Source organism: Rhizobium cerradonense (assembly GCF_030182455.1).
In the GTDB taxonomy this organism is placed as follows: domain Bacteria; phylum Pseudomonadota; class Alphaproteobacteria; order Rhizobiales; family Rhizobiaceae; genus Rhizobium.
Map to the genome: position 1 here is coordinate 307,286 of NZ_JAQJCK010000005.1, position 20,990 is coordinate 328,275.

Below are 20,990 nucleotides of genomic sequence, written 5' to 3' on the forward strand. Positions count from 1 at the left end.
CTAAAAGCAGGCTCAGGCGATGACGGGATAGCCCAACGTGATCGCCTGCCGCTCCAGCTCGGCCAACGCCTCATAATCGGCATCGCCAAGCACCTCAAAGCACCGCAACGACAAGGTATCGCGGACATCCGCAAGCGTGGGCTCGCTTGCGATGCCGGAGAGAATTTGGCGCAGCAGCGTCAGTTCTTCCGCCGAAGTTTCCATGCCGGTGATGAACGGCAAGCCCGGCCCGCTGACCGTTTCCGCCAGAATGCGGACACCGGCGACACGGTGGGGATCAAAGCGGTTGGCATTGCCGAAGGTGACGCAGTCAATCGCTGCGACATCAGCTCTGCCGTCGGTCACGGCATCGATACTGCGCAGATGCCCGCCGGTTTCGATGACGCGACCGAAGAAGCTGCCGCCTTTAGCGAGCGGCGCGATGGCCGCACGGAAGAGATTGGAGCCGGAATTGCTGCCGGGATCGTTGATGGCGGCGGTCAGTCCGCGAAGATCGGCAAGCGCCTCTATTGCCGAGTCCTTGCGAACAATGATGAAGCTGCGCATCGACGGGCCATCGCAACCCGGCAGGTCATAGACCGGCGTCGCCACAAGCTGGACCCTGCCTCGCAGGTATTTGACATAGGGAAAGCCGCAAGTCTGCGCCAGCAGCAGCCCAGGCTGCACCCAGGCCTCGTCATGCGTGATGCCCTTCTCCAATGTCTCGGGGACATCCGCCACGCCCGCTTTTCGCAGCCGGTCGCCGATATAGGCCCAGAGAGCGTCCGTCGCGGCAACAAGCGGCGGCTGACCGGTATACATGGCAATGTTGCTGAGGCGCATAACGGGGATATCTCAAGAGATCGGCAGGACTTGCTGATCCCATACACCGCTCCGAATGCTGGCGCATCCCGGAAAGTGCATTTGCTTCGTCGAGGCGTCCGCCTTCAATAGTCGGGCACGTCAAGCGTGCCTTCGCCCTGGGGAAAAATGCCTTTCCTCATCGGCATCATCGACATCGGGTCTGGCATCCTCGAGCGCCTGCAGAACTTTCGCGCGCAGCCATGCATCGTGGACAGCGCTGTTGCTGACGAGTTCGAGTGGCAGGGCGCCCTCATTCGCCGTACGGGTCAGCAGGATGCGGATGGCATCCGAGACCGTTAATCCCATGGTCTCGAGAACGGCCGCTGCGCGTTCTTTGATTTCAGCGTCGATTTGAGTCTGGACCATTACATCCGATGCCATTTCAGCCTCCCTCGGCTGAGGAACAATGTCATGCATTTCGAATGACATCTTCCAGTGGCCGAATATAAATCAAAAAGTCGGCGCGTGCACCGTCACCGGGTCGGTCGTGGCGACGCGTTGCGGCGTTTCCGCTGCCGGCGCTGGGAACTGTCCCTCGAACAGGCGTTGGATGGCAGCGGTGCTCCGGTCGTTGCGTGGCAGAACCGGTTTACGTGCCAGCAATTCCTCATCGATTATCGCCTGCATGCCTGTCGTGAAATTGCGAAGGCTGAATTGAGCCGCATGCGCACGCAGCACGTCCGGACGGAAAGCATCCTCGTGATCTTCGAAATCATGCACCGCGTCCACCACTGCTTCCACGGATTGCTCCCCGAACAATATACCGCTGAGGCCTGGAACGACCGTTTCCAGCGCGCCGCCGCTGCCAAAGGCGATGACGGGACGGCCGCTGGCCATGGCCTCGACCGGAACGATGCCGAAATCCTCTTCGCCCGGGAAAATCAGTGCGCGGCAGCGAGCCAACTTCTCCTTCAGCACCGAGAACGGCGCACGGCCGAGGAAGGTGATGGTCGGTCCGGCCAAACGTTTGAGTTTCTCCATTTCCTTGCCCTCGCCGATGATGACCAGATTGCGGTTCATCTTGGTAAAAGCCCGGACAGCGAGGTCGATCCGCTTGTAGGGAATGAGCTGGCCGGCGCAGAGGTAGAAGTCCTCCGTTGCCGCCGCCGGGATGAAATCGTCCACCGAGACCGGCGGATAGAGCACGGTTGCTGGGCGACGGTAATATTTGCCGATGCGGGCGCTGACATGGTGGGAGTTGGCGATGAAGCGATCGACGCGCAAGCTGGTGTTGACGTCCCAGGTCCGCAACAGCGGCGCCAGCACCGGCAACATCAGCCGCGAGGCAAGGCCGGCATTGGAGCGATAGAAATGATAGTGGTCCCAGAGGTAGCGCATCGGCGAGTGGCAGTAGCAGACGTGCGTTGCTTGCGGCGGCGGGATAATGCCCTTTGCCGGGCCTGATTCGCTGGAGATGATCAGATCGTAACCGCTGAGATCGAAGCTCTCCAGTGCGAAGGGCATCAGTGGCAGCAGTGACTGATAGCCTTTGATGGCGCCGGGGATGCGCTGCAGGAACGATGTCGTGACCTTGTGTCTCCTGATCTTTTCGGAGACGCGGCTCTCATCATAGACGAGCGTGAAGATATCGGCGTCCGGATACATGTCGCAGAGCGCTTCGACCACTTTCTCGCCGCCCCGCATCGACACCAGCCAATAATGAACGATGGCTACCCGCATCCTTCTTCCTCCGCCGTTGATCGAGACATCATTGTGCGGGCGGCGGGCAATGCGACAGAACCCACATCGGTCCTCCATCGCATCCAAATGGTGGAAGGTCATGACCAAAAGGTCTAGGCGGCCAAAAACAGTTTAAACTCAATGTTATATTCGCTGTTACCCGAACGCTGAGCCCCACCCATTCCTTCCTCAGAAGGGATTAGCCGTAACCCTACGGCAGGGGATTTACTCGAAAAGCGTTCAAGGGATGATCTCAGTCCATAGCGCTGCGGCAGGGTTGGCGGTGGCGCGACCGACACGAAAACGAGATCGCGCCTCATGTTGACAATTTCTGCTCTTCACGCACAAGCCCGCCGGAAGACGCCGGGCACCATCCTCGGCCTGTTCCTCGCCCTGGCACTTTCGGGAACCGCCTTTATCGACAAAGCGAGTGCCGCATCGGACGATGTCTATCACATCAAGCCTCAGACGCGGATGAAGGTAGCGATCGTCGAATGGGTCGCCGCGACCGGCGAATATAAGGAATGGACGGCGCTGAACGGCGAATATGTCGTTTCGCAATCCGGAACGATCTCCATCCCGATGATCGGCGAGATGACGGTCCTCGATAAGACCACTGTAGGTGTCTCCGCAGAAATCGGCGATCGGCTGAAGCAGATCACCGGGCTTGCCACCGCTCCGACGGCGTCCGTCGAAGTGGTGAAATATCCGATGATCTACGTCACCGGTTCAGTCGAGAAGCCGAGCGAGCTGGAATTCCGGCCGGGGCTGACAGTCAAGCAGGCCGTTGCCATGGCCGGCGGCCGCGAGCGCCGCACCAGTCCGACCGGCGAATACAACAATGCGCAGCAGATCAGCTATGCCGGCGAGATTAACCGGATGGAGCTGCAATTGAAGCAGCTCGGCGCTCGGCGCGCCCGGTTGATGGCTGAGCTGAATGACCAGACGACCATCGATTTTCCGATGGAAATCAAGGCGGCGCCTGAAGGCTCGGCCATCAAGCAGATCATGACCAGCGAAATCGATGTCTTCAATGCCAGGGCCGAGGCGATGCGCCAACAGCTTCAAGCTGCCGCCGAGCTCGAAACCTTGCTGCGCAACGAGATCGACATTCTCGACGAGAAAATGACATCCCAGGACGAGCAGGTGAAGATCGCCCAGGACGAATTGCAGGACATTTCCAAGCTGGTCGACACCAAGATCCTCACCACCTCGCGCAAGACCTCCCTGGAACGCGTCGTCGCTGACATGCAGAGCGGCAAGCTCGATCTCGTCGTCGCCTCGATGCAGGCCAAGCAAAAGCTCAGCGAGACCCAACGCGATGCGCTGAACCTCAAAGGGCAGCGCAAGACCGAGGTCGGACAGCAATTGCAGGCGACCGAAACCGAAATCGAAGACACCAAGCTGAAGCGCAACACGACGCTGCAACTGCTGCAGATCGCCGGCGCTTCGCTGTCTCGCTCCCAGAGCATGAAGGCGATCGATCTCCAGCCGCTCGAATATTGGATCACGCGCGGCGGCGATGCAGGCACCACAACCGAGGTGCAAGAAACGACGGAGGTGCAGCCGGGCGATGTGCTGGATGTTCGCTACAACGTTTCCGGCAGCCTGGACGGCACGGTGCTGTCCTCGATCGATCCCACGCAATCCCAATAACCACCATCAAAAGCAAGGTCGGGCGGAAGTATCATGGCAGTTCACGAGATTGGTAAAAGCGTACCCGGAGCTCAATCCGAGGCCAAGCGATCAAACGGAAGCGAATATATTTCCTTTCGCGATATTTGGCGGTTCATGCAGCGTCATGTGCTGATCTTCATCACCTTTACCGCGATGGGGCTCGGCATCGGCTCATACTACGTGATGACCACCCAGCCGATCTATCAGGCTACAACCCGCCTGGTGATGGATCCGGAACAAGGCCGCATTGCGTCCCAGGACGCCTTCAGCGGCACGGTCATCATCGAGGCTGCGGAAATCGCCAGCCAGGTTGAGATCGTCAAATCGGAGGCCATCGCCCGCGCGGTGATCGAGAAGCTCAATCTCAGTGAAGACCCCGAGATCGTCGGGGGCATGTCGTGGCAGGGAGCCCTGCGTGACAAACTGCATAGCATCAGCGCCTATTTCACCCACAGCCAGGACGAAGAAGTAAAGCCTGTCCCGACCCAAGACGATCTGATGCGCCGCACTATGGCGTCGTTTCTCTCCAGGGTCTCGGTCAACCGTGTCGGCCAATCCTACATTCTGGAAATCGGCTATAGTTCCACCGATCCGCGTAAGGCGGCACTGGCGGCGAACGCGATCGCCGCCGCCTATATCCGCACGGGGCTGACCGAGCGCGCCTCCGCCGCACAAAGCGGCGCGAAATGGTTGGAGACGCGGCTGATCGAGGTCGGGCGGCAGGCCCGCGAGGCCGCAATGAGCGTCGAAGAGTTCCGTGCCAAGAACGGCATCATGGAAATCAGCGCCTCCTCCTCGCTCGATCAGCAGCAATTGTCCGAAATCAGTAGCCAGGCGCTGGCAGCCCGGGCACAGACGGCCGCAGAATCCGCCAAGCTTGCGACGCTCACCCGGCTTATGGCCGGCGAGAAGGTCGAGGGCGATGTCGACGAGACGATCAACAATCCGCGCATACAGAAACTGCAGGAAGATCTGAGCACTGCAACGACCAAGCTCAACAACCTGACCAGCCGGTATGATGCCGGCAACCCGGCAATCGCGGCTGCGCAGGACGAGATCAATCGGCTGAAAAGCGAGATGCAGAGGGAGTTTTCCCGCATCCAAGCGGTCTATCGCTCCAATCTGGAAGTAGCCCAAACCCGGGAGAAGCTGCTCAACGACGAGCTGGCCGCGCTGACGGAAACCGGTACCGACAAGAACCTGGCGCGTGTCGAACTTTCCGAAATGGAGAGCCGCGCAACGACCTATCGCCGCATGTATGAAAGCATCCTGCAGCAATTGATCGGCGCGCTGCAGAAGGAATCCTTCCCGCTCGGCAATGCCCGCATCGTCACGGCTGCCGCCGTGCCGCTGACGAAGAACTGGCCGAAATCCTCGATCGTCATTCCTTTCTCCGCCATGCTCGGCCTTGCCTTGGGACTTGGGATGGCGCTGCTGCGTGACGGCATGGACCGGCGCGTCAGCTCCAGCGAAAAGCTGCGGCGCGAACTCGGCATCACCTCGCTCGGCCATGTGCCTGTCTATGCCGGCCCGTCCTTCGTGCCCGGCCATATCGTAGGCGGTGGCTCGACGTGGCGACGAACCATGTCACCGCTGAGATCCGTGCTCGATACACCCTACTCGCAATTTTCCGAAGCCTTGCGTGGCGTAAAACATTCGGTCGACTCCGCCTTCCAGCCGAATGCGCCGATGGTGATTGGTATCACTTCGGTCGGCACAGGCGAAGGCAAGACGACGATCGCGACCAATCTCGCTCAGCTCTATCAGAACGAGGGCACATCCGTGGTGCTGGTCGACGCCGATTTCCTCAATGCCCGCCTCAGCGGCGTGGCAATGGAATCGGGCGCGGATTTCGGCATGGATCTGCTGCGCATGAACGAAGTGCCGCGGCGTTATTCAGTCGCACATGAAAACGGCTTGTCCATCGCAACGATCGATCATGATCCGGAGATCGACAGGCTGTCGTCGCAGCCCTATGGCAGCGGCATTCCCGTCGTCACGGTCGACGAGACGGAGAAATCCGTTGCCGCATTCCAGCGCTATGGCCATCTGCCGGCGCTCAAGGCGGAAATCGATCTGCTGCGCCGGCGCTACAAGGTGGTCATCGTCGACATGTCGGCCTTCGAAGACTCCGCCGATACACGCGTCATCTGCTCCTATCTCGAAGGCATCGTCGTCGTTGTCGGCCATACCAACAAGATGACGGTGGAGCGGCTGTCCGACGCGCTTGCAAGCTTTGGTACGACGCCGATCAATATCCTCGGCATCATCGCCAACCGCAGCAGCGAAAAGCGCCGGCATGCCGAGCGCCATCACTGGTGGCGCAAGCCGCAGCCGCGCGAAACCCGCTTTTCCGCCAAGCGGCTCGAAGGCCGTCCGGCTGGCCGCCCGCTCAAGCTGGTCGTCGGCATCGCCAGTGCCGGCCGGCGGGACATCCTGTCCTCGATCCTTCCGCATATGGCGCGCCAGACGCGCAAGCCGGACGAAGTGGTCGTCTGCCTCGCCTCGCCGGAGGACATCGATCCGAGCTGCCTGCGCGATCTCGATTTTCCGGTGCGCGTGCTGATTTCCGAACGGGGACTCTGCCGCCAGCGCAACCGGATCCTCGACAACATTCCCGATTCGGACGTCGTCCTCTTCGTCGATGATGATTTCCTGATGACGCCGAACTACCTCGAGGAGACGGAACGGCTGTTCCAATTCCATCCGGACATCGTCATGTGCACCGGCACGGTGCTTGCAGACGGGATCACCGGCCCCGGCATCTCCGTTCGCGACGGGCTGCGAATGGTGGAATCGAAGAGCCGGCGGCGGTCGGATCCGACGGCCCAGTTCCAGCCGGTCTACAACGCCTATGGTTGCAACATGGCGGTCCGCACCACGATCATCAAAGCCGGCAATCTGCGCTTCGACGAGAACCTGCCCTTCTATGGCTGGCTCGAGGATGTCGATTTCAGCCGGATCGTCGCCCGCTACGGCCAAGTGGTCAGCGCCAAGCAGTTGGAAGGCGTGCATCTCGGCACGAAGGTCGGCCGCTCGGCCGGCGTCCGGCTCGGTTATTCGCAAATCGCCAATCCCGTCTATCTCATGCGCAAGCGAACCATGAGCGTCCGTCACGCGTCCATCCAGATCGGCCGCAACCTAGCCGCCAACCTCGTCAAAGCCTGGCGGCCCGAGCCGTGGGTCGACCGCAAGGGACGGCTGAAGGGCAATGCGATGGCCTGTCTCGATCTGCTGAAGGGCAGGCTTGCGCCGCAAAACGTCGAAGCGCTGGAGTAATCTCGTGAGCCCACCCCGTCCCGATCGGGTCGTCATCATCAACGATCGCTCCGTCAAAGTTGGCGGAGCATCGAATCTGGCGATCCTTTCTGCCGATCTATTGCAACACGCTGGAATTCCAGTCACCTATTTCGCCGGCGACACCGCCGGCGACAATCCGCCGGCGTTGGACACCATCAATCTCGATGGCCTGCCACTGACCCAGCAAGGCCGGATGAACGCCCTCGCCAGCGGACTATACAGCAAGAGCGCCTATACTGCGCTGCAGGATCTCATCACCCGAAAGGACACGCCAGCTACGATCTACCATGTACATGGCTGGTCGAAGATCCTTTCGCCGTCGATCTTTCGGGCGCTGTGGCCGGTGCGCGAGCGGGTCGTGCTGCACGCCCATGACTATTTCTTATCCTGCCCGAACGGCGGCTTTGCGAACTATCGAAAAAACGATGTGTGCCGCCTCACGCCCATGTCGATGCAATGCCTGACGACGCAGTGCGACAAGCGCGGTTATCACGAGAAGGTCTGGCGATCGGCGCGGCATGTGCTGCGGGAGCACTTTTACCCCACTCATCAAACGCCGGCCAATATCGTCATCGTGCACCAGCGCATGCGCGACTATTTCGACCGTAGCGGTATCGAAACAGACAATATCGAGATCATCCGCAATCCGGTCGAACCCTTTCTGAAGCAGCCGATGCAGCCATGGAAGAAACGCGATTTCTTTTTCGTCGGTCGGCTCGAACCGGAAAAAGGATTCGAGGATGCCGCCATGGCGGCGCGGCTTGCCGGCATAAGTCTCCACATCATCGGCGACGGCGCGGGCCGCGCGCTGCTGGAGCGCGACTATCCGGAGGTGGTCATTCACGGCTGGAAATCCAAGGAGGAGATGCGCGACATCATCGGCAATGCCCGAGCACTCGTCGTTTCCTCGCGCGTTCCGGAGCCTTTCGGGCTCGCCGCGCTGGAAGCGGTGACCAGCGGTATTCCGGTCATCCTTCCAGACGCGGCGCTTCTCGGCGACGAAATTGCCGAGCTCGGCTGTGGACTGACCTTTCAAAGCGGCAAGGTAGAAACGCTTGCCGGCGCGATGCGCCGCCTTGCAGGCGATAACATGTTGATCCGCCTGATGAGCGTCAACTGCATGCGCCGGTCCAGTGGTCTTGCCCATACACCGGCCTCCTGGCGGGACGCACTGATCACCCTCTACGACCGCATTCTCGAGCGCACGGCCGCCTCCGCTGCCCTCGCCGAGGACTATCCGGAAGCTGCTGGACAATCACCAATCGGTTAGTTGAGTAGACGAATTACCTGCCGACCTAGCCGTGCTTTCCCGGCTTTACGTCAATGGGACTAGGGCAATACCCGCAGGGTCAATTGTCAAGCTTGAGGGCAACTGGCAGCTTTGTGAAACGGTTCGGCAATGTCGAGAGGTTCAAGAGATGCTGTCGGCTTTTGATGGCTATGCTCATGATGAGCAACCGCTTCGTGATTTGAAACAGACAGCAAGGCGCAGCCGCGCCAAGCGTAGCGTCGATATACTGCTTTCGGCCGTAGGCCTGCTGTTTCTCGCCCCGGCGCTTCTTGTAATCGCCATCGCGCTGCTATTGGTCGATGGCCGCCCCATCATCTACCGCCATACGCGCGTCGGCCGAGAGGGCCGCCCGTTCCAATGCCTGAAGTTCCGTTCCATGCGCAAGGATGCAGACAAGCGCCTGGCTGAGTTGCTGGAGCGGGAGCCGGAACGGAAGAGGGAATGGCTGGCCACGCAGAAGCTGATGAACGATCCGCGCGTTCACTGGCTCGGCAAATATCTGCGCATGAGCAGCGCCGATGAACTGCCGCAGCTTCTCAACGTGCTGCGTGGCGAGATGAGCTTGGTCGGGCCACGCCCGGTGGTGGCCGCAGAACTCGATCGCTACGGATCGCAATTGTACTGCTACCTGGCACTACAGCCCGGCATCACCGGCCTATGGCAGGTCAACCGCTGCGCCGACACCTCCTATGAGGAACGGGTACAGTTCGATGTCGACTACTACCACGCATGCTCATTCTGGACGGACGTCGCCATTCTCTGGAAGACCGTCGGCGTCGTGCTGCTTGCCCGCAATGAAAAGGAACGACTCACCAAATGAAGAAGATGGCGACCGCAGCCCAGACAGCGAGGCAAAACAATATCAGCAACCAACGAAGCACGAATTTCCGGCGCGGAAAGCGCCGGCGCCCGGCTGCCGTGCGATCGGGATCGACGTCCTTCATAACCTGTTCTGCATGTTGTCTCATGACAGCTTACGAAAAACCCTCTGTTGGGCGAACACCAACCAAAAACATCTTCTCAGGCCCAGGTCGCAACTTACGTAACGTTAGGCCGTTCAACGCCAGTTTGCTTAGTTTTTGGAGCGTTCCCCTTGGCGCAAGATTGTGTTCCGAATGGGAACGTTACATGATTTATCTTAAGAAAATCTGGTTTTTCTTAAAGAAACCCACACAATATTATGGGGCCGCGATGAGTCAGCGGTGGAAAAACGGAGGGGTTTTGCCTTTCTTTTCTCCGACGCAGGCGGTGCGCTGATGGACGGGATGCCCCTTCCCCCTCCATCTTCCGGCCGATTCGGTTTGCCGCGATGGCTTCGCCTGCGCTTGCCGTCCGTCATCGGCGACGGTGCTTCGACCCTGGTTTCGAAGATCGTCTCCCAGGTCGTGCAGCTCGTCGTTTTCCTCGTCGCAGCGCGTGTTCTGGAGTCTGCCGAATTCGGCCTCTACGCCTATAGTTCCGCCATCGTGATCCTGCTCGTCGTTGTTGCCGAGGGCGGCTGGGGCGAGTTCATCATGAAAACGGAGTGCACGCGGGATGAGCTCGACCAGGTCGGCACGATCTCGGTCATCTCCGGAATCCTGATAACGATCGTCGGCCTCTCGATAGCCGCGGTGGTCTGGTTTGTCTTCCATCAGCCCTGGGAAGGCATGCTGCTCTGCCTCTTCAGCTGCTGGTTCCTGCCCTCGTCGCTTTCAGTCGTCTATGACGGACTGCTAGTCGCAAGGGGGCAGTTGCGCAAACAGGCGGCAATCCGTATCGCATCCGAGCTTATCGGGCTGGGCGTGACTATGCTCGGCCTATGGATTGGTTGGAACGTCTTCTCGCTCGTGGCGGGAAGGCTTGCGACACTGCTCGTCGGCGTATTCGCCTCTGCCATCGTCGCACGTTGGTATCCCAAACCACGCCTCACCTTTCCGTTCGCGCGCGAAATCCTCGAGTTCTCGCGTCATATTCTGGCAAACCGGCTGATCATCTTCCTGCGCTCCTATTCGGGCACACTGGCGATCGGCAGCTTTCTCGGTCTCGCGGAAGCCGGTTATTATCGCGTTGCAGAACGGATCATCGCCGCCTTCTCCGAACTCATCGGCGAGCCGGCGCGCATGCTCGCCTGGACGTTGTTCCGTCGGGCGACCGTCAAGATCGATGCCAACGGCAAAACATCCCGCGATGTCGGTCCCGCCGCGACCACCTTCATGACCCTTCTGATGGCGATCTCGGCGCCGATCTATCTCGGGCTGTCGCTGATTTCATCCAGCTTGATCGACGTGGTGCTCGGCGACAAATGGGCGCCGGCAGCGATCCTCGTGACGATCCTCTCGGTCAAGCAGGTGCTGCTGACGCCCGGCTATGTCACCGAGCCGCTGCTTTCTCTGTCCGGCAATATCAGGCATATGCCTGCCGCGCTGTTGCTCAACGGCGCTATCTCGGTCGGCCTGATCGTTCTCTTCGCGCCCTTCGGCGTCGAGGCGGCGGCTGGTAGCCAATGCCTGGCATCGCTGATTTCCTTTGTGGTATCGATGCATCTGCAGCGCAACTATGGCGGCCTCGCATGGAGGCGGGTGATCAGCGACTGCGCCTACGTTGCCGTTGCCATCGCAGCCATGGCGGCAACGGTCTATTCGCTCGGTTATCTCGCCGAAGCATCTGCGCTGCGGCACCTGGCAACATTGGCGATCCAAGTGGTGTCCGGCGGAGCGACCTATGTTCTCACCCTTGCGATCCTTCAGAAATTGATAGGGATCCCGATCCCGATCTTTGCGGTCGGCCGACGATAGGCCTGACAATTTTCAAAACGAGAAAGGCCGTTCGAGGCCAGTTGAGGACATGACAATGGCGACGGCATCTTTGTCAGAGAACAAGCGCTCGATCCTTGGCGAAACGGTCCGCAGTCTTGGCCGGTCTTTGTCGCCGCTGCGTGCGGCCGGCGGGCGCCTGCGGTATCTATCGCCATTTCCGCGGCGATTTACCGGAGCTTACAGTTCCTACGAAGCTGCCTTTGCCGCCGCCAAGACCATGCCGATGGCCGGTTACGACCACGAGGAAATCACCAATGTCGGCTTTTCCAAAATGTGCCAGGTCTTGCCATGGGACTATCCGGTGATGTTCTGGATGCGCAACCTGATGCAGGAGGTTGACGGTGTAATCGACGCCGGCGGCCATATGGGAACGAAATACAGGGCTTTCCGGCCGTTGTTGCAGTTCGACGACTCCTTCCGTTGGGTCGTCTACGATCTTCCCTCCTTCACCCGCGCCGGACGGCGCTTGGCGGAGCGCGATGGTCTGACCGGCCTCACCTTCGTCGACCGCATCGAGGAAGCCGCCGGCATACCGCTTTTCCTGGGCTCCGGCTTGATGCAATATCTGGATGTGCCGCTCTCCAGCCTGCTGCAGCGCCTGCCGGCGTTGCCCCGGCATGTGATCCTCAACAAGGTCGCCCTCCACAAGAGAGGCACGGTCGTGACGCTGGAACGAATAAGCGGCGCCTATGTGCCTTATCAGATGCGCGACGAAGCCACCTTCCTCGGCGATTTGACACAGCTCGGTTACACGCAGGTCGACCGCTGGGCGATCCCATCTCTGTCTCACCTCATCGACACCCATCCGGAATTGGGACGGAGCGAAAGCGCCGGCTTCTATTTCCGCCTCGGCTAGAGATATTCCCGGAACGCAGTCAAGGGGGTGGCGAGAGCCGCCCCTTCGTGCATGGATCAAATCAAATAGTATTGACTAATCGATTAGTCCTTGCTATTTGATTTCTCATGATCGAAACCGACACCATAACTGCCGTCATGCGCGCCCTTGCCGATCCCACCCGGCGGGCCGTGTTCGAGCGCATCGTCAATTCCGACGAGATCACCGTGGTCGAATTGACCCGCGGCAGCAGTGTCACGCAGGGCGCCATCTCCCAACATCTCAAGTCCTTGAAACAGGCTGGCCTTGTCTGCGAGCGCCCCGAGGGTCGCAACGTCTATTATCGTGCCCAGCCAGATGGCCTGGAGCCGCTGGTCGACTGGATGAGCCACTATGGCGTCTTCTGGCGCGAACGCTTTGCCGATCTGAGAAACCTGCTGAAGGAAATCGACCCATGAACCAAGCCGTGAGTAAAGACACGCAGGCCATTGTGGCCGAAGAAGTTTTCCCGCATGCGCCGGCGATAATCTGGAAGGCCTTGACCAGCGGCGAACTGATCAGCCGTTGGCTGATGGCGCCGAAGGGTTTCGAGTCTGTGGCTGGCTGCCACTTCACCTTTCAAACCACGCCTGCAGGTGAATGGGACGGCACCATTCACTGCGAAGTGCTGGAGGTCGTACCGAATGAGCGGCTCTCCTATGCCTGGAGGGGCGGCCATGCGGCCAATGATGGCTACGGCTCAAAACTGGACACGGTGGTCACCTTCACCCTCTCCAAGGCCGAGGCGGGCACGCGCCTGCGCCTCGTCCATTCCGGCTTCGTGCTTCCGAAGAACGATACCGCCTACCGCAACATGAGCGAAGGCTGGAAAAAGGTGGTCAAGAGGCTCGACATGGTGGTCGCCGAAGAGGCGTCTTCGCAAACATCGCATTGAAGCAATAGGAGAACGACATGAACAAGCCCTATGTCGGCGGCTGCGCCTGCGGCGCGATCCGCTACGAAATCGCCGGCGAACCAGCCGTCATGGTTGACTGCCAGTGCCGGCAATGTCAGCGCGACAGCGGCACCGGCCATCAATCGCATCTGACTTTTGTTGCGGCTGAAGTGAAGGTCGAGGGAGAAGCGTCGCACTGGCAGACCGTTGGTGACGGCGGAACCGTGAAGCGGCGCGGCTTCTGCCCGACATGCGGCTCGTCCGTCTATATGACGTTTCCCGACATGCCGGATGTGTTCATAGTTACGCCGGCAAGCCTCGATGAACCAAGCCGCTATGAGCCGCAACTGGTATCCTGGACCGCGGCCGGATATGCCTGGGATCACCTCGATCCTGCACTGCCGAAATTCGACAAGATGCCACCGAGGTGAGACAGCTTGAACCTGAAGGTCAATAGAGACGTCAGACTGTCTTCACCATAACCGGCGATGACCGTCCACCGACGACATGCGACCTCTCGATTGCGTGCCTCGTCTTGAGATGATCGGCGAGGCGGACTGCCAGCGTCAACAGCATCAGCGTCGGATTGGCGTGGCCGCCCGTCGGAAAGACCGAACTGCCGGCGACGAACAATCCGTCGATACCATGGACCATCGCGTTCGGATCGACGACGCTGGTCGCGCGATCCGTTCCCATGCGCGTCGTGCAGGATGGATGCGCCATATCCATGAAAGCCGCGCTGCCGTCGTCATCCATGGCGATCCAGTCGGCGAGTTGCGGCCGCGGCAAGCCGATGCGGCCGAATTCCTTTGAAATCACTTGCGCCAGTCGCTTTATGCTCTTGATTTCGCAAGGCCCTATCTTCCAATCCACTCGAGGCAGAGGCCTGCCGAAGCGATCACGTGTGTGCGAAAGCGTGACCCGGCTCTCAGGATCGAGCTTCTGCTCCGCCATGACGTCGAAACGCAGCTCGGTCGACCGGTGCGGCAAGCCGCGTTTGCGGATCAGCCTGTTGTAGAGGCCGGATGCGATCATTCCGGGCGATCGTCCGATGGCCGAAAGATCATGCGCCAATGTCCGGTGTGAGCCGTGCGCCACGCGCTTCAGCGCAACCCACGGGTCATCGGCAGCGTGGATCTGGACCGGATAGGCCGCACAGTTGGTAAGACCTTCCCGCACCTGCATGTCCGGACTGAGAGACAGTCCCTGCAGATAAAAATGCGTTCGCCCTTTATGCGACAGACCATAGAAATTGAAATGCCGGGCGATCCGATCGATATCGCGCCCGATGACGCGGGCAAGCGACGTGCGGGGATGATCGGCAAGATAGCGGCCGACGACATCCCGGCTGTTGCCAATGCCGGACCTCATCAACGTGTTTGAGGCCAGCAGCAACCGGGCATTCTCAATACCACCGCCGCAAAGTACGATCGTCCTGGCGTCGACGATGGCCTTGTTTCCTTCAAGGCTCGTCACATTCAAGGACGTGGCCCGGCGGCCATTGTGGTCGAGAACGACCTCCGTCACCGTCGCATGTGTCAGAAAATCGATATTCGTCGCATTGATCTTGCGCGCGCATCTGTTGAAGCGCATCGGTTCGCCGCGCCGATCCCGCTCGTGGCTGAATTGCCAGAAGAACGGACGGAGAAGATCGCTGTTCATGCCAAGATCGGTCGGGCGGGAATGCAGCCGTTCATAAAGGCGCTCGTCGTAAAGATTGGGTCCGAGATTGAGCAGGTCGCCAGCGCGGTCGAGCGCTATCTGCAGCTCATCGCGCCCGATCGGCCAGCCGGACAGCGACAGCCACGGCCGCCTTGCGAAATCGATCTCGTCGAAAGCAGCACATTTGCCGACCCACGTATGAGTGCTGCCGCCGAGAAGCCGGTTGCGCAGCTCGAAGGCCGGTATCTCGTTCAACCACTCCAAGCCGCCGCTGTAACCGCGCCCAACCGGCTCGATGCCGGCGCGCGCAACAGGCTCGCCGATATTTTCGACCGCGTTCAGTGTCTGCAATTCGGGCTCGTAATCGAGGCCGCCGCTATCGATGACGAGGATGCGAACTGGCGTATTTGCAAATTCCTGTGCGATGGTGATGCCCGCGGGACCACCGCCGACGATGGCGATATCGGCATGTAGCAGCGTATTGTCCGGGGCTGATCTGAGGTCGCGGATCGCCATGATAACATTCTCCCACAATTCCTTGTTTTTCTATCGGAATCGCGGCTTCGCGGATAATCGTCCAATCAGGCATAGATGCGTATGTGAGCTACCGATTTTGGATAGGTCGATTGGCTCTGCACCAAGCCTTTCTGGCCGGAAAGCCATGCTGAAAACAGAGCGAACGGGCGCTAGGCTCAAAGACGAGAGCCGCTGATTTCATCGGGAGCGAAGATATGGCTAAAGTCGGATTGCGGGAATGGATGGCGCTTGCGCCGGTATTTGCGTCGGGAAAATTGGCGCGCTATGGCGACGACACAGGCGGTCCCCTATTGCGGTTCGAGGCCGATTTCTGCGCCAAGTTCGGCGTACAGCATGCGCTGACGATGAGCAGCGGTACCGGGGCGCTGATTTCAGCGCTGGTCGCGGCCGGCATCGGCCCCGGCGACGAAGTGCTGGTGCCCGCCTATACCTGGATCGCCACCGCCGCCGCGCCTCTGGCCGCCGGCGCCGTACCGGTCTTGGTCGATATCGACCAGACATTGACGATGGACCCTGCCGACATCGTCCGCAAAATCACCCCGCAGACGAAGGCGATCATTCCCGTGCACATGTCGAACATGGTCTGCGACATGGACAGCATCATGCACATCGCCCGCGAGCATAATCTGCTTGTCATCGAGGATGCCTGCCAGGCCGTCGGGCTGACCTACAAGAACAAGCGGACGGGCACCATCGGCGACCTCGGTGCCTATAGCTTCAACCAGTTCAAGAACATGAACATCGGCGAAGGCGGCGCTGTCGTCACCAGCGATCCGCAGCTTTTTGCCCGGGCGCGCATGTATCACGACATCGGCTCGCTGTTTCGCGGCCATCTCGATAATGCCAACGAACCGCCGATGCTCGGCGTGAATTTCAAGGCGAGCCAAATCCAGGGTGCCATGCTGCGCGTCCAACTGAAGCGGCTCGATCCGATGATTGGGCGCATGCGCAAGCGCTACGACTTGATGACCGAGATCCTGTCGAAGAGTGACAGGATGCGCATCGGTCCGCACAATGATGTCGCCAACGCCGCCGGCTTGCATGTCATCTTCGAAACGCCCGACGACGCCAGACAGTTTGCCGAGGAAAACAGGCGTGGCGTCTATCGGCTCTATGATTCCAGCCGCCACGTCTACACCAATTGGCAGCCGGTGCTGCAGCAGCGCAGCGGCCACCCTGCAATGAACCCCTATAATTGGACGGATCGAAAGATCGAATATACGCCTGACATGTGCGCGCAGACGCTGGATATCCTGAAGCGCACTTGCCGCATCAGCCTTGGCGAGAACTATCCGGCGGCGCTGATGGCATATTTGGCACGGCGCATGGTTCGCCAAGGCCCGACCGCCAGCGGCAAGCTCTCCTATGCAACAACCTAGTTTTGAAGTCATCGGTCCAGACGTTATCGACGTCTGGACCTGGAGTCTCGATGCGACGCCGTCTCAGCTCGATGGGTTCGCAGCGCTCTTGTCCGCTGAAGAGCTCACAAGAGCTGCGCGCTTCGTGCGCGAACGAGACAGACAACGGTTCATAGTTGGAAGGGGACGGTTGCGATCCATCCTCGGGCAGTATCTCGGCCTGTCGCCGCAAAAAGTGTCCTTCACGTATAACGACTATGGCAAGCCTTACGTCGCTTTCCCTGGCGGCACTCACCTCCACTTCAATCTGAGCCACAGCGCCGATCTTGCGGCGCTGGCGATCTCTGATCGCTACGAGCTCGGCATCGATGTCGAGGAAATCCGCTTCCTCAAGGAAGACATCGCTGGTCGTTTCTTTTCCCGTAAGGAATGCCTGACCCTGCGGGCACTGCCGCCGGAGGCCTATCTCGACGGTTTCTATCGCTGCTGGACGCGCAAGGAGGCCTTCGTCAAGGCGCATGGCGAGGGGCTCTCGCTGGCGCTCGACAGTTTCGACGTAACATTCGATTGGACAAGTGAACCGAGACTGGAGCGGCTAGAGGGCGATCCAGACGCGCCTTTCAACTGGCGGATTCTCGAGCTTGAAACACCGGCGACGTTCGCCGGCGCTGTTGTTGCTCTCACAAAGGGTCGTCCGGTCGGCCTGCGCTATCGCAGCGATGAGGACGAGACGCCTAAAGCGCATCGCGATCTCTGGGATTTGCTCCGCGCGCTTTAGGTTCTTGATTTTACGCGTGTCGCTATTGCAAAACCACGTTTGCCGCCACGAAAGAATTGCCCATCAATCTCCGACATTGAACATTTCAGCCGCGTCGGGCAGCACCGTGTCCGAATGCAAAAGCAATCGCACGGCGTCCTGCATGATGAGCGGCGGAGCCATCTGTGAGGCGAGCTCGATGATCCGCGCCTGCAGTTTCTGGACCATTTCGGGGTTCTGATCGGCAAGGTTTGTGGTCTCGGACGTATCCTTCGAAAGATCGAAGAGTTCGAGTTTCGGCGGCAATGTCGCCTTCCACACAAGCTTCCAATCGTCCTGGCGCACGGCGGCCGTCATTGGTTCGATGTTGTAGACGATCTCGGTGCGTGGCGATGGCTTTCCTTCGCCAAGCATCGGCCACATGTCCATCCCGTCCAGCGGCTTGTTCTTGCCGAGCTTGGCACCGGCCAGAGCCGCCAAGGTCGGGTACATGTCAACGACATGCATCATTCCGTCGGCGGTACCAGGCTTGATCTTTCCCGGCCAGTTGACCAGGCCAGCGACGCGCGTACCTCCTTCATAGGTCGTCCCCTTGCCCTCCCGGTAAGGACCGTTGTCGGCCGGAAGCTTGCCCTTGACGTCGCTTTCCCCTGCAAAGAAAGCATTGACCACGCCGCCATTGTCGCTGTGAAAGACAATGAGCGTGTTCTCGCCCATGCCGCGCGTTTCGAGAGCTTCGATGACTCTGCCGATGCCATCGTCCATCACCGAGATCATCGCCGCATAGTTTCGCCGGCTCTCGTCGGCGATATGGCTGTTGCGTTCAATATACTCCTTCGGCGCCTGGAAGGGCGTATGCGGCGACGTGAAGGCCAGATACAGGAACAAAGGCTTCGACTGATCGTGCTCGTTGATCACTCGCACGGCTTCGGTAGCGAAGAGGACGTTGTCGAATCCTTCCTCCTCGATGGCTTCGTTGTTGCGGTACCAATCCGCATTGCCGTTCGCCGACTTATGCGTGAAGTGATCGATCTCGCCAAGCAGAGCACCATAGAATGAATCGAATCCGCGCTGGCGCGGCCAGAATGCCGTTTTGGCGTGACCGAGGTGCCATTTGCCGCTCGCGGCGGTGGCATAACCTGCTTCCTTCAACATTTCCGGCAAGAGATAGTCATCGAGCGCCAAGCCGTAGGTACCGCCCTGGGGAATGACGGCGGTCTGCATGCCGTAGCGGAACGGGTAGCGGCCCGTCATGAACGCCGCCCGGGTCGGCGTGCACATGGGCTGGGCGTAGTATTGCTCAAGCCGGGCGCCTTTTTCCGCCAGTTGGTCGATATTTGGCGTCTTTATGTCAGAGCCGTGAAACCCGACATCCTTCCAGCCCAAATCGTCGGCGAGGATAAAAACAATGTTTGGCTTGGTCGACTGAGCCAACGCGGCTGTTCCGGAAGCAAGCGCTGCGGCCAATCCACCCACGCCCATCCTGCCAGCGATTTGCACCGCCGCCAGCGAACCGCCAGTCGTGAGCACCGCCCTGCGCGTAAACCCTTGTGGGCCGACATGATCGGCCTTATTATCGGCGTCCTTGTCCATCAGTTCTGTCTCCCCTCGCTGGGCGGCCTTTGTCCAGCATTTCGTGCAAGAACAGTTCGTTGATGATCATCACCCGCGCGACAGGCTTTAAATGCTCAATCTCGCGTCCATGATGTAGCGCCCGCCCGCTGCATCGAAATGATGGCAGCCGAGAAGCCCGGTCTTGAAGTCCGGCGTGATGGTGCGGATGCAGCGTTCGCGATAATGATCGAGCGTGAGCTCTTCGATCTCCATGATGTTCAGCCCATAACCGTAGAGGCCGTGGGAATTTCGCTGCGACGGCCTGTAGATCTTGCCATCGCGCTCGAAGATGCGCCCGGCATTGCGGGCCACGGTGCTGCCGATGACGACGGGATTGCGTTTATGCGGCACGACGCGCTTCAGCTCCGGACCGTCGACCTCGAAGACATAGAGCTCGTTACAGTGATCTTCATAGGCGTGATGATCCGAGAGATTGGTGAAGAGCCACCATTTGTTGCCGTGACGCGTCAGAATGCTGTCAGCAGCCGATTGGCCTTCGAGGGCGGTCGAATAAAGTTCCCATTTCAGCGGGAATTCGGTGCAGCGCCAGATCTCGAGCCGATGCGACTGATGCGCCTCCGGCATCATGAAGATGTCGTCGCCGTCGCGGAACACGAACGGATAGGAGAGATGGTGCGGGCAATCGAGCGCTACGCCGAGCCGCTCAATCTTGTCGCCGTTGAAGCGGCCAACCGCGATATGCGCCTTGCGGTCGCCATCCGCATAGGCTTCGTAAAACAGGTAGCATTCACCATCATGCTGGAAGAGGAAGGGATCGGCCTTGATGTCGCCCTTGGTCGGCGGGATTTCGATCGCCTGGCTAGGATCGAAATCATCTATCCGCCCGCGACCGGTATAGAGCGTCCAGATGGACGAACCGAAGCGCAGTTTTGATTTCAATGCTTTAAGCGCTTTTGCTGAGAGATAACCTGACAATGCGCCGGTATAGCGGAAGAGATCGCCGAATGATGGGGCTGAAGTGACTGGCGGGCGCGCCAATGCTGTTGTGTCGAGCTGACGCGTATCGGCCAAACGCCCAAGTTCGCGCATCAAAAGCGTCACGCCACGCTCCCGCACGAAAGCGGCATTGCGCGCCGCGCTGAATTTGATGTTGAATGAGGAGGTAGCGATCTGAGCAAGCTGGGTTTCATCGCCGCGCTTGGCATAAAGCGTCAAGTCCGTCACCGGTGCCCTGGCAATGACATCGGCATAGCTGTACCAATCGGCATGTTCCGATCGCTGATCGGAGAAATTGAAGGCCCATTCGCCAAACGGCAGTGCCCGGATCGCATCGTCGGGCAAGCCCTCCGGCGTGGTGCGTATGACCAGATCGAGATCGAGACGCTTGAGTAATGCGGAAGCGACGCTGCCATCGGTCGTGTTGCGGCCGCCAATGGCTTCGAGATAGTCGACGCGCTGGCGGCCGGCATCGAAATGCTTCGGGATATAAGCAGGCTGCCGGGCGAGCAGTTTACCCTCCAGCCGTGCTTCCAAGGCAAACAGCGACGACGTCTTCCGGTTACCGAAAGCCCGTGGATGAACCAGCAGCGTGACGAGCTCGAAGCGCGGATCGGCAAGAACCCGGTCAAAAACCATCAGCTCCCAATTCTCAAAGCCGTCCTTGTGTCCGACAAGAACACCGATCCTCAAAGGCCTGGTCATATCCATGGTCGCGTTTCCTGTGCGGTTTCGCCGGATACTTTT

General features: G+C 59.7%; 17 protein-coding genes. 11 read left to right on the top strand and 6 right to left on the bottom strand.

All coding sequences use genetic code 11. The features are described from left to right. Positions 1–12: 12 nt before the first annotated feature. The 3 genes from PH547_RS14845 to PH547_RS14855 form a co-directional block, all read right to left on the bottom strand. On the bottom strand, positions 13–822 hold the full coding sequence (locus PH547_RS14845) for a phosphate/phosphite/phosphonate ABC transporter substrate-binding protein (RefSeq protein ID WP_285168697.1): 810 nt from the start codon (positions 820–822) through the stop codon (positions 13–15). A gap of 120 nt (positions 823–942) precedes the next feature. After that, positions 943–1,224, bottom strand: coding sequence for a type II toxin-antitoxin system RelB/DinJ family antitoxin (locus PH547_RS14850; RefSeq protein WP_104826654.1), 282 nt, complete (start codon positions 1,222–1,224; stop codon positions 943–945). A gap of 69 nt (positions 1,225–1,293) precedes the next feature. Further along, on the bottom strand, positions 1,294–2,523 hold the full coding sequence (locus tag PH547_RS14855; RefSeq protein ID WP_104826653.1) for a glycosyltransferase: 1,230 nt from the start codon (positions 2,521–2,523) through the stop codon (positions 1,294–1,296). Between the two features lie 318 nt (positions 2,524–2,841). Here PH547_RS14855 and PH547_RS14860 point away from each other — a divergent pair, with 318 nt between their 5' ends. The 9 genes from PH547_RS14860 to PH547_RS14900 all read left to right on the top strand — a co-directional run bounded on the left by PH547_RS14860 (position 2,842) and on the right by PH547_RS14900 (position 13,789). Continuing rightward, positions 2,842–4,179, top strand: coding sequence for a polysaccharide biosynthesis/export family protein (locus PH547_RS14860; protein ID WP_104826652.1), 1,338 nt, complete (start codon positions 2,842–2,844; stop codon positions 4,177–4,179). Positions 4,180–4,212: 33 nt separating this feature from the next. Then, positions 4,213–7,479 carry a nucleotide-binding protein gene (locus PH547_RS14865; RefSeq protein ID WP_285168698.1) on the top strand — a complete coding sequence of 1,089 codons (3,267 nt, stop codon included), beginning with the start codon at positions 4,213–4,215 and terminating at the stop codon, positions 7,477–7,479. A gap of 4 nt (positions 7,480–7,483) precedes the next feature. Continuing rightward, positions 7,484–8,770 (top strand): glycosyltransferase family 4 protein, encoded by a 1,287-nt coding sequence (locus PH547_RS14870; protein WP_260305053.1) that lies wholly within the window; start codon positions 7,484–7,486, stop codon positions 8,768–8,770. A 148-nt stretch (positions 8,771–8,918) separates the two neighbouring features. Continuing rightward, positions 8,919–9,611, top strand: coding sequence for a sugar transferase (locus PH547_RS14875; RefSeq protein ID WP_283054145.1), 693 nt, complete (start codon positions 8,919–8,921; stop codon positions 9,609–9,611). A gap of 436 nt (positions 9,612–10,047) precedes the next feature. Next, complete coding sequence (locus tag PH547_RS14880; protein WP_285168699.1) at positions 10,048–11,568, top strand: oligosaccharide flippase family protein; 1,521 nt, start codon at positions 10,048–10,050, stop codon at positions 11,566–11,568. 55 nt (positions 11,569–11,623) lie between these two features. Next, a complete protein-coding gene (locus PH547_RS14885; RefSeq protein ID WP_104826649.1) occupies positions 11,624–12,445 on the top strand; it encodes a methyltransferase, TIGR04325 family in 822 nt (273 codons plus the stop codon). 107 nt (positions 12,446–12,552) lie between these two features. Further along, the gene (locus tag PH547_RS14890) at positions 12,553–12,882 is read left to right on the top strand and encodes an ArsR/SmtB family transcription factor (protein WP_104826648.1); all 330 of its coding nucleotides are present in this window, start codon (positions 12,553–12,555) and stop codon (positions 12,880–12,882) included. Beyond that, positions 12,879–13,358: an SRPBCC family protein gene (locus tag PH547_RS14895; protein ID WP_285168700.1), complete on the top strand. Its 480-nt coding sequence runs from the start codon at positions 12,879–12,881 to the stop codon at positions 13,356–13,358. The genes PH547_RS14890 and PH547_RS14895 overlap by 4 nt, the downstream gene beginning before the upstream one ends. A gap of 17 nt (positions 13,359–13,375) precedes the next feature. Beyond that, entirely contained in the window at positions 13,376–13,789 is a 414-nt protein-coding gene (locus PH547_RS14900) for a GFA family protein (RefSeq protein ID WP_285168702.1), read from the top strand. 31 nt (positions 13,790–13,820) lie between these two features. Here the strand turns inward: PH547_RS14900 and PH547_RS14905 are convergent, their stop codons facing one another. Then, positions 13,821–15,536 (bottom strand): GMC oxidoreductase, encoded by a 1,716-nt coding sequence (locus tag PH547_RS14905; protein ID WP_285168703.1) that lies wholly within the window; start codon positions 15,534–15,536, stop codon positions 13,821–13,823. Positions 15,537–15,751: 215 nt separating this feature from the next. Between PH547_RS14905 and PH547_RS14910 the strand changes: the two genes are divergently transcribed. Both PH547_RS14910 and PH547_RS14915 read left to right on the top strand, forming a co-directional pair. Further along, positions 15,752–16,936, top strand: coding sequence for a DegT/DnrJ/EryC1/StrS family aminotransferase (locus PH547_RS14910; protein WP_285168704.1), 1,185 nt, complete (start codon positions 15,752–15,754; stop codon positions 16,934–16,936). Further along, positions 16,923–17,693 (top strand): 4'-phosphopantetheinyl transferase family protein, encoded by a 771-nt coding sequence (locus PH547_RS14915; protein WP_285168705.1) that lies wholly within the window; start codon positions 16,923–16,925, stop codon positions 17,691–17,693. Before PH547_RS14910 ends, PH547_RS14915 begins: the two co-directional genes overlap by 14 nt. A gap of 63 nt (positions 17,694–17,756) precedes the next feature. Here PH547_RS14915 and PH547_RS14920 read toward each other — a convergent pair whose 3' ends face one another. Next, on the bottom strand, positions 17,757–19,265 hold the full coding sequence (locus tag PH547_RS14920; protein WP_285168706.1) for an arylsulfatase B: 1,509 nt from the start codon (positions 19,263–19,265) through the stop codon (positions 17,757–17,759). A gap of 87 nt (positions 19,266–19,352) precedes the next feature. Further along, the gene (locus PH547_RS14925; RefSeq protein WP_285168707.1) at positions 19,353–20,954 is read right to left on the bottom strand and encodes a glucosamine inositolphosphorylceramide transferase family protein; all 1,602 of its coding nucleotides are present in this window, start codon (positions 20,952–20,954) and stop codon (positions 19,353–19,355) included. Between the last annotated feature and the right edge of the window lie 36 nt (positions 20,955–20,990).